Origin of the sequence: Halorubrum sp. CBA1125 (assembly GCF_009742825.1) — an archaeon.
Taxonomy (GTDB): domain Archaea; phylum Halobacteriota; class Halobacteria; order Halobacteriales; family Haloferacaceae; genus Halorubrum.
In genome coordinates this window covers 1-3,112 of the sequence record NZ_WPCE01000264.1, presented here as the reverse complement: position 1 = coordinate 3,112, position 3,112 = coordinate 1, and the positions used below count along the sequence as shown (strand labels likewise).

The 3,112-nt window shown below is 70.2% G+C and carries 6 protein-coding genes; 4 read left to right on the top strand and 2 right to left on the bottom strand.

All coding sequences use genetic code 11. The annotated features are described in order from the left end of the window. Positions 1-717: metallophosphatase (locus tag GJ633_RS15375; protein ID WP_197431373.1), on the bottom strand; the 717-nt coding region annotated here is incomplete at its 3' end. A 220-nt stretch (positions 718-937) separates the two neighbouring features. On the opposite strand from GJ633_RS15375, the gene rpl7ae reads away from it, so the two are divergent. From rpl7ae to ndk, 4 genes are read left to right on the top strand one after another with little or no spacing between them, the layout of a single operon-like run. Further along, positions 938-1,300: a 50S ribosomal protein L7Ae gene (gene rpl7ae / locus GJ633_RS15370; RefSeq protein WP_156589494.1), complete on the top strand. Its 363-nt coding sequence runs from the start codon at positions 938-940 to the stop codon at positions 1,298-1,300. 6 nt (positions 1,301-1,306) lie between these two features. Continuing rightward, entirely contained in the window at positions 1,307-1,531 is a 225-nt protein-coding gene (locus GJ633_RS15365; protein WP_156589493.1) for a 30S ribosomal protein S28e, read from the top strand. Positions 1,532-1,534: 3 nt separating this feature from the next. Further along, positions 1,535-1,729, top strand: coding sequence for a 50S ribosomal protein L24e (locus GJ633_RS15360; RefSeq protein WP_156589492.1), 195 nt, complete (start codon positions 1,535-1,537; stop codon positions 1,727-1,729). Continuing rightward, positions 1,726-2,199: a nucleoside-diphosphate kinase gene (gene ndk / locus GJ633_RS15355; RefSeq protein ID WP_156589491.1), complete on the top strand. Its 474-nt coding sequence runs from the start codon at positions 1,726-1,728 to the stop codon at positions 2,197-2,199. The genes GJ633_RS15360 and ndk overlap by 4 nt, the downstream gene beginning before the upstream one ends. A gap of 177 nt (positions 2,200-2,376) precedes the next feature. Here ndk and GJ633_RS15350 read toward each other — a convergent pair. Next, a partial coding sequence (locus GJ633_RS15350) for a PQQ-binding-like beta-propeller repeat protein (RefSeq protein WP_156589490.1) occupies positions 2,377-3,112 on the bottom strand: 736 nt, incomplete at its 5' end.

Genomic DNA, 3,112 nt, shown 5'->3' with positions numbered 1-3,112 from the left:
GTCAACGGCGAGGCGGTCGCCGAAGTCGACTTCGGCGACCGCCTCGCCGTTGACGCCGGGGCGGACGAGGAGGGTCCCGGCCACGCGGTCGACCCGGGGGCTGTGGACGTGGCCGCCGAGGACCGCGTCGACGTCGAGCGCGCGGGCGAGGTCGTCGTCGCCCGCGCCGAGGTGCGAGAGGACGACGGCGTGGTCGAGCGCGTCGCCCTCGGCGGCGATCGCCGATCGCATCTCGGCGAGCGCGTCGCGGGCCGCCGCGACCGGGTCGTCGAACGCGAGGTCGGCGGCCATGGGGTTCAGCGAGTCCGTCGCGGGGTCGGTGACGCCGACGAATCCCACCGTCGCCCCGTCGACCTTGCGGGTCGCCCACGGGACGACCCCCGCTTCTCGGCCGAACGGCTCACCCTCCTCGTCGCGGACGTTCGCCGAGACGAAGGTGGCGGGTGCGTCGGCGACGAGGTCGCGGAGGGCGTCGGGTCCGTAGTCGAACTCGTGGTTGCCGAAGGTGTCGAAGACGGTGTCGGTCGCGGCGTAGAAGTCGACGATCTGGCGGCCCCGTGCCACCAGCGAGAGGACGCCCGGCGCGGTCGTGTCGCCGGTGGCGACGACGGCGGCGTCGGAGGCGTCGAGGGCGCGGATCCGACCGGCGAGGCGGGCCGCCCGCCCGGGGGCGTCGAAGACGTTCTCGATGTCGGAGTAGTGGACGAGCCTGGCCATTCGCTGTCGGAGGAGAGGGGCGAGCGACGCTTAAAAATCCCGGAGTCGGCGTCGGACCCCGTGATCCCCGCTCGCACACGCGCGAGACATTGAAAGCGCTTTTATGGATGTCCGGACTACGTCGGGTCACAGCCTCTGTGGGGTTGATGATGTGCCGTTCCGTTAGGGACCGACCACGGGACGGACACGCGAGCCCGCACGGGGGACAGGTGAACAACACATGCCCGTTTACGTAGACTACGACACCCCAGCCGACCTCGCCGAGCGATCGCTCGAGACGCTCGAGGTCGCCCGAGACACCGGTACCGTGAAGAAAGGAACCAACGAGACCACGAAGGCCGTCGAGCGCGGCAACGCCGACCTCGTGATCGTCGCGGAGGACGTCTCCCCCGAGGAGATCGTGATGCACCTCCCCGAACTCGCCGACGAGAAGGGGATCCCGGTCGTCTTCGTCGACACCCAAGACGAGGTCGGCCAGGCCGCCGGCCTCGAGGTCGGCTCGGCCGCCGCCGCCGTCGTCGACGCCGGCGACGCCGACGACGACGTCGAGGACATCGGCGAGAAGGTCGCGGAGCTTCGATAACCACCCATGAGCGTAGAAGAGGGCACCGGCGACTCGACCACCGCCGAGGTGATCGAGGTCGTCGGCAAGACCGGGATGCACGGCGAGGCCATGCAGGTCAAGTGCCGCATCCAGGAGGGATCGAACCAGGGCCGGATCATCACCCGGAACGTCCTGGGCCCCGTCCGCTTGGGCGACGTGCTCCAGCTCCGGGAGACCCAGCGCGACGCCGACTCCATCGGAGGACGATAACCAATGGTCGAGACGCGAACCTGCGACTACACCGGCGAAGAGATCGAGCCCGGCACGGGCACGATGTACGTGAAGACCGACGGCACTATCCTCCACTTCGTCGACTCGAAGGCGGAGAAGAACTACTTCCTCGGACGCGAGGCGCGCGACCTCGAGTGGACCGAGGAGGGCCACGCGGCCGGAGGCGACGAGGAATGAGCGACCACGACGAGCGCACCTTCGTGATGGTCAAGCCCGACGGCGTCCAGCGCGGGCTGATAGGCGAGATCGTCTCGCGGTTCGAAGACCGCGGGCTGAAGCTCGTCGCCGGGAAGTTCATGCGGATCGACGAGGAGCTCGCACACGACCACTACGGCGAGCACGCGGACAAGCCGTTCTTCGAGGGACTCGTCGAGTTCATCACCTCTGGTCCCGTCTTCGCGATGGTGCTGGAGGGCGCGGACGCGACCCGTCAGGTCCGCGCGATGGTCGGCGAGACCGACCCCGCCGAGTCCGCCCCGGGCACGATCCGCGGCGACTACGGGCTCGACCTCGGACACAACGTGATCCACGCCTCGGACCACGAGGACGAGGGCGCGAACGAGCGCGAGATCGACCTCTTCTTCGACGAGGACGAGATCGTCGACTACGAGCTCGACGCCGCCGCGTGGGTCTACGAGGACGAGTAACGTCTCACCCGTACGACATTTTTCCCGGGACGCGCCGACCAGTCACGGCTCCGGACACACCTCGTTTCCGGTGAATCGATCGGCACGGACCGGTCACTTCGGGCGGTTCAACTGATCGACGAGCTTATAAATCGAGTTCGAACACGCGCACGAGCGTCGCACGCGGCGGACGCCAGTTCAGGTGTCCAGCGCCACGACCGTCCCGTCCTCCCTGACGAGGAGCACCTCCGCGGTCCCGTCGCTGGTGACGTCCACGAGCAGCGGCCCGCCGTAAACGACCGCGTTCTCCAGGCCGCCGCGGAGCACGGGCGTGCCGCCGCTGTCAGTTCCGAGGACGCCGCCGCCGCGGTTCACCGCGACCGGGTTCGGGTTCCCGTCGCCGGTGACGTCGGCGACGCCGGGCGCGTTGATCCGGACGCCAGCGCCGTACTGCTGTTTCCAGAGGATCTCGCCGTCGAGCAGGTTGACCGACCAGAGGTCGCCGGTCCCGCCGACGTAGACCCGTCCGGCGTCGACCGCGCCGACGGCGACGGGGACGTCCTGGAGGCCGACGTCGTACCGGACCGATCCGTCCGCCGCCTCCAGCGCGATCAGCCGGCCGTCCGCGGTGCCGAGCGCGAGGACCGGGCCGCGCCGGGTGGTCGCCCCCCGCCAGTTGAGCGGCGTGGTCTCTGGGGTCGCGGTCCACCGCTGCTCGCCTGCGGCATCGAGGAACCGGACCGTCCGGGTTCCGGTCTCGTTCTCCGTGGCGACCGCGACGCCGGCGCCGCGGTCGGGCCGTCGCCGTCGGAGTCGCCGTCGGCCTCGACGACCACCGGGCGGAGCGCGGCGCTCCCGTCGACCGTCGCGTCGAGAACCGTCTCGCCGTCGGCGTCGACCGCGACCACGCCGCCGTCGGCGTCGACCGCGACCA